3 protein-coding genes are annotated in these 7,167 nt (G+C 29.5%); all 3 read left to right on the top strand.

Annotated elements, in window-relative coordinates:
* Positions 1–11 precede the first annotated feature (11 nt).
* The 3 genes from LQ693_RS10640 to LQ693_RS10650 all read left to right on the top strand — a co-directional run bounded on the left by LQ693_RS10640 (position 12) and on the right by LQ693_RS10650 (position 7,074).
* Entirely contained in the window at positions 12–1,061 is a 1,050-nt protein-coding gene (locus LQ693_RS10640) for an ACP synthase (protein WP_239703206.1), read from the top strand.
* Positions 1,062–2,460: 1,399 nt separating this feature from the next.
* Positions 2,461–5,316: an SdrD B-like domain-containing protein gene (locus tag LQ693_RS10645; RefSeq protein ID WP_239743680.1), complete on the top strand. Its 2,856-nt coding sequence runs from the start codon at positions 2,461–2,463 to the stop codon at positions 5,314–5,316.
* A gap of 141 nt (positions 5,317–5,457) precedes the next feature.
* A complete protein-coding gene (locus LQ693_RS10650; RefSeq protein ID WP_239703204.1) occupies positions 5,458–7,074 on the top strand; it encodes a poly(glycerol-phosphate) alpha-glucosyltransferase in 1,617 nt (538 codons plus the stop codon).
* The last annotated feature ends 93 nt before the right edge of the window (positions 7,075–7,167 follow it).

The following is a 7,167-nucleotide window of genomic DNA, read 5'->3' on the forward strand; positions in this document are numbered from 1 at the left end:
GGGGGGTATATATGATACCTACGATAGAAGAGATTATTGACAAGTATGGCAGTTTAGTAGATTGTCTGCAGTTGGATATATCAGGTGAGGTTTATGAAGATTTATTGTTATTAAGAAGTTTAAGCGATTTAAATGAACACCAAAAGATGCATAGAGTATCATTTATACAAAAATACTTTAACTCTAATTTTGATTATTTGTTAGATGACTCAGAATTTAGAAGTATGAATAAAATTTATAGAAATTTAAATACTATGACGTATATCAATAGTCAAAACAATGAATTTAAACTTAAACCATTTATAAATGAAGAACAATTAAAATCACTACTTGCGATAAAGAAAGTAGATGAACATTTGAGTTATGACCCATCTATTACCTCAAAAGCATTAGCAGATATAAACAAGACGCAAAAAAGATTGGTTACAAAGCCAAATATTCTCTATAATCGATCCAAAAAAGAAAATGAGTATGTACGGTTAGGAGGAAAAATATCATATACAAAGATGGAGAAGCATTGGGAATATTTACATAATGAGATTCAGTATTATAATCTTACTAATCAATTAATTAGTTATGTTGCTTTAGAAATGGAATATGCATGGGCTTTTTTAAATGAATTATTTTATTTAATAGAATTATATTTGAAGGCATTTAAAGGACAAAAGAAAACTGGCCATGAATTTGAAGAAGGATTGAACGCATTTATTCAATCATATGTCATTATTTTACTTATAGATATAAGATTACCGACTGTTAGGTTATATATTATTAGGCGTATTGTGGATGAATGCGAAAAAGAATCAGATAATCAAAAAAGAATTAAACTGATAGAGGAATCCATTAAAAAGTACAGATATGTAAAAGAACAGATTGAAAGATTTGAAAATGCGTTGAAAGAAGAATTATCAATCGCGACTTTGTCTATTGAACAGAATATGCTAGAAGCTAAAATTGATTATTATAAGGAATACTACTATCCTAAAAAAAAAACAAAGCATAACAATATTGAATATAATGTATCATTGTTTTTTAAAGCTGTAGATGCTTTAAAGAAATAGTTTTTCACTGACAATATTTATAAATATAATTAACTTTAAAAAATGTTAAGTTAGACCAGGATTAATGATTCTTAACTACACAAAAATTGTATGAAGTAATCTAAAGAAAAAATAGATTAATCGTTGTATGACGAAATTCAAATAGAAACCATTTTCCCATATACTTAGGAAAGTAGAATCTATAAAAATAGTTTTGAGCATTATATCTAAGCATTATTGAGTACATTGATATTCATGAAGACAACAATAAAAAAGCTTTACGTCACAATAAAATTCAATAAAGAAGTAGGTACTTTTTAATAACTATCCTCTTGACGAAGTGCACCTTAGCACTTCGTCTTTGTTTATACATTAAACAATATCTTTCAAATTATAATTTAATCAATTTTAAATTAGATAAGTAGTACTATAGTAATGCAAAATTAAAAACTAAATGAATCAGAGACAGTATTTAAATTTTAAAATAGTATTACTACATTAACAATTTATTCACAATAGTAAAATTTGTGAAACATCTCCTTTGTACTTCATGATATTTTTAGACAGGAACAGACTAGCTGCTCATATAGTCCTACTTAATAGATAAATTGTATTGAAATTTTTATTAAGTACTATTCTACTCTTAATTAAAGAAGACACCTTATGAAAGTAAAAGTTGATTATTCAGAAACATTGAATACTGATGGATTATGGAATACTTGTCACCCTAATCATCCAAATATCGAATAAATGTTATATGTCATTTATAAGTTTTTAATCTGTAAAAAATCCTAAAGGTAAAGTGATTTTCTTAAAATTTTAAGATATATAGCTTTCGAAATGAGAATAAAATATAAAAGGTTTATACATTAAAAGGAGTCTACACATATAATCAAAGATTATATATAGTTAAACAAAATTTAAATAGAAATTTTTTCGCAAATATCAAAATATGAAATCATTGATATTTTATTTATAAAATATATAAAGAATAAAAGGTTATAACAAGTAATTGTTTTAAGGGAAAATCTATTTACACAAAGAGATATAGTGAGAGAATTATTATTTTTTACTCATGAAAATGAAGTTAGGATTTTTGGTTTTGTCATATTGTCTTTACTTATAAGTAAATAATGGATTTCACAAAAAAAATTACAAAAATTTTACAATATACAAGTATTTTATTGTCATTGCTAGATATTATAATAAATCCTAGTGATACATACCATTTTATATAAATTTATATGCAATTAAATGTATGATATTTAGTTGTATAAAACAATGATATAATTTTTATGATTATTTAAAATTTTTAATTATTGAAAATTAAATTTCCATATATTAAAATGAGGTTGATAGGACTAGCTGTATATGTGTCATATCAATTTTTATAATATTGAAGGGAGACAGACAAGGCGTTATGAAGAAAAAAAGAGGTGTGAAATTAGATTTTATCCCTAATAGACTTAATAAGTATTCTATTAGAAAATTTACGGTAGGAACTGCTTCTATTTTAGTCGGAGCTACTTTACTTTTCGGGATAGGTGAAGAAGCAAAAGCGAATGAACAACAAAATAATTCTGTACAATCACAGTCAAACAATTTAAATGATGATGGTCAATCTGAAGAGGCTATAGAAAAACAAACATCAACAGAAAAACAAATTGTAGATCAAGAGAGCACAGAAGAAATTGCAACTAATGAACAAGAGGTCGCTAAAGAAGAACAAACAGAAGAAGCAGCAACATCTGAAGAATCAAACAAAGTAGAAACAGAAGAAGCAGCAACATCTGAAGAATCAAACAAAGCAGAAACAGAAGAAGCGCCAAAAGCTGAAGAAGCAAGCAAAGTAGAAACAGAAGAAGAGCCAACAGCAGAAGAAACAAACAAAGTAGAAACAGAAGAGACACCAACAGCAGAAGAAACAAACAAAGTAGAAACAGAAGAGACACCAACAGCAGAAGAAACAAATAAAGTAGAAACAGAAGAGACACCAACAGCAGAAGAAACAGACAAAGTAGAAACAGAAGAAGCAACACCAGCAAGTGAAGAAACAGTTAAGCCAGAGACTTCTGCAAATAGTAACGAATCTAGTGAAAATAATGAGAGTGTAGTTTCTTCTTTAAAAGAGAATGAAGATAAAGAAGAATATTCTTTCGCAGCTATTTCTGAGAATGATGTTAATGATCAAATAAAAGTTGGTGAGTTTAACTTTGATAATAAAACTTTATATCCAAATAATTCTGGATACTCAAATATGAGCGCCAAATTTAGTGTTGATGGTCCTGTAAAAGAAGGGGATTATTTCACATTTGTTATTCCAAATAATTTAACGATTGACGGAGATATTGATTATTCAAAAACGGATAACTCTATGAAATTAGTGGATATTAAAAATGCTAATGGAGATATTGTTGCAAAAGGTGAATATAATGTACTTTCTAAAACTGGTAGATATATTTTTACTAATTATGTAAATGATAAAGAAAATATTAACGGATTTTTTGAATTACCACTATGGACTGATAGAAAAATTACTCCTTATTCAGGGAACTATGATGTTCAATTTGATATAGCTAATGAAAAATTTAATTCTAATATAGATATTGATTATGGTGATCCGTCGATGGGACTTCCAGGTGAAGATGGAGCAAATGTTTCGTCATTTATTACAAAAATAGATAAATCTTCAGGAGAACGAACTTATAAACAAACTATATATGTAAACTCTAAAAATAATAATTTAAGAGACACTACTGTGACTTTGCAGGGTTATCATAATGATCCTAATACAAGTAGTACAGTTCTAAATAAAGATGTTACTAAATTTAAAGTGTATAAATTAGCTGATGGTGCAAAAGTAACTGACAGTTATTATATTGATCCTAATAGCTCTAATTATATTGATGTTACTAATGATGTTTTACCATATATCTACGATAATGGTGATAACACTATCACATTTAATTTTGGTGATATCAATGAAACTTACATTATAACTGTAGATGGTCAGTATGATGATAGCGGAGAAAACGTGAAGACAAGAGTAACTGAAACAAATAGTGACATTTATGGTGGAAGCAAAAAGTCTTACTATTGGGATAATGAGAACATAATTCGCACTGGTGATGGTGGAGCGGATGGAGATAATAGACAGAAATATAAATTAGGTAATTATGTATGGCATGATATTGACCGAGATGGTGTACAAGGAACAGATGAAAATGAGAAACCAATTTCAAATGTAGAAGTAATTTTACGAGACGAAAATGGTAAAGAAATAGGTAGAACAAAAACAGATGAAACAGGTTATTACGAATTTGATGGATTAGAGAATGGGAACTATGAAGTTGAATTTATAACACCAGAAGGTTTCGAAGAAACGCCAACAGAACAAGGTGAAAATGAAGAAACAGATTCAAATACAAGAATCACAAAAGCAACAATTGATGGCGCAGATAACATGAGTGTCGATAAAGGTTATTATGAATTAGATGACTCTGATTCAGATGCAGATTCTGACTCAGATGCAGATAGCGATTCAGATTCAGATGCAGACTCAGATTCAGATGCGGATAGCGATTCAGATGCGGATAGCGATTCAGATGCAGACAGCGATTCAGACGCAGACAGCGATTCAGATGCAGATTCTGACTCAGATGCGGACAGTGATTCAGACGCAGACAGTGACTCAGACGCAGACAGTGACTCAGATGCGGACTCTGACTCAGACGCAGATAGTGATTCAGATGCGGATAGTGACTCAGACGCAGATAGCGACTCAGATGCGGACAGTGACTCAGATGCAGATTCTGATTCAGACGCAGATTCTGATTCAGATGCGGACAGTGATTCAGATGCAGATTCTGATTCAGATGCAGATTCTGATTCAGATGCAGACTCTGACTCAGATGCGGACAGTGATTCAGATGCGGACTCTGACTCAGACGCAGATTCTGACTCAGATGCAGATTCTGACTCAGATGCGGATTCTGATTCAGATGCAGATTCTGACTCAGATGCAGACAGTGATTCAGACGCAGACAGTGACTCAGATATGGGAATGGGTTCAACTGATTCAAACAACAATGATGGAAACGGCATTGCAAAAGCTGCAACTACAGATGATCATGATAAATCAAATAATGATAAGAAATTACCAGACACTGGTGAACAACCAATAAATAATGGTGCTTTATTCGGCGGATTATTTGCTGGAATTGGATCATTATTCTTACTTGGTCGTCGCAAAAAAGACAACAAAGAAAATAACTAGAATTATATAAATGAAATTTTATGGCTGGGGCAAATTTTTTGTCCCAGCCTCTATGATTTTTAGGGTAGTGTCATAATTTTCATTAATAAAATAGATTTAGGCTTATTTTTATAAAAGTTAATACAGAAAGGTATGTAATGTATGGAGATATCTAATCAACTAAAGAATTTATTCAATAGTAATTCTGATGTAGAAAAAATATTTGTTAGTGTTGGTCATCCTTCCCAAAAGGCTATAGTAAAAATGTTTAAAGCTAATAATGCTGAACGAAATATTAAAAAATATATCGAATCATTTCGAAAAAATACTGGTAAAAATGCTGAATGGATCAAAATAGATTTCGTTACATCAATTGAAAAAATTAAATATGAACAATTAAAGCATGATTTAACTCATACTCGTAGAAATTATGTAGAATATGGCTTTTCATTAGATAATAATTGGGAGTTAGCATTCTTACCTGAAGAAATTAATACCAATGCATTTATAAGACCAGAACCTAATAGTAAAGAGCTTTTCATGTCTGAGAAGAACATTAACAACTATATTAAAAAATACAAAAGAATAAGAAAATATTTCACACATCGTAACTATGAAAATGAAGATGTTTATAAGTTCTACACGAAAAGCTATTTTATTGAAAAAGATCAACTTATTGAATTAGAAGAAATAGGATATCGTAAAGGTCTAAGAAAAATTGATAATATTAATGAAGAAATCGATCGACTAATTGAGACAAGTACTCACTTTTTGAAAAATCAAATTCAAGATAACGGAAAGTATATTTATGGTTATTTTCCACATTTCGATAAAGAAATAGGGTTTTATAATAATTTACGTCATTCATCTTCAACATATGCATTAATAGAAGGTTTGAGTTATTTAAATGAAGATATCACAATTGTAGAAAAGGCGATTGATTATTTAATCAAGCATTATTTATATGAAGTTGATGGTGCAGGATATATATTTGATGATACAGAAGGTATGAATGAAATAAAATTAGGTCAAAATGCTGCATTTATTTTCGCGATTTGTGAATATTTAAAGCACGTACCTGAGAAAAATCAATATTTAGAAGCTGCACAGAAAGTTGCTAAAGGGATATTGACGATGATTGATGATCAACAACAAACGATTCATGTATTAAATTATCCTGATCTAACGACTAAAGAACAATTCAGAATTGTATATTATGATGGTGAAGCTGCTTTAGCATTATTAAGACTTTATCAAATTGATCATAATGAAGAATGGTTGAATACTGTCAAAATGTTATTCGAAATGTTTATAGAGAAAAAATATTGGAAATATCATGATCACTGGTTAGGATATTGTACAAATGAATTAGTACAAATTGATCCACAAGAGAAATATTATAAATTTGGCATTCAGAACGTATCGAGTTATTTAGATTATATGCAACAAAGGGAAACGACATTCCCAACATTTTTAGAAATGTTAATGGCGACTTATCACTTAGTCGAAAAAGCTAAAAAGACAGGATATGCTGAACTTGTTGAAACTTATTTAGATGAAGAAAAATTCATTAATACAATACATTTAAGAGCTGATTATGAAAGAACAGGCTACTTTTATCCTGAAATTGCAATGTACTTTAAAAATCCAGCACGCATTGTGAATTCTTTCTTCATTAAACATCATGGCTATAGAGTAAGAATTGATGATATTGAACACTATTTATCAGGGTATATTCAATATCAAGAAGTGTTTAGAAAAAATGTTTATACAGTATAAAAGGTTCTGTTGCAAAGTAAAAAAATATAGCTAACCACTAATTTATCATGTCAGTGTTCGCTTAACTTGCTAGCATGATGCTAATTTCGTGGC

The sequence above is a fragment of the Mammaliicoccus sp. B-M6 genome (genome assembly GCF_022386965.1).
In the GTDB taxonomy this organism is placed as follows: domain Bacteria; phylum Bacillota; class Bacilli; order Staphylococcales; family Staphylococcaceae; genus Mammaliicoccus; species Mammaliicoccus sciuri_A.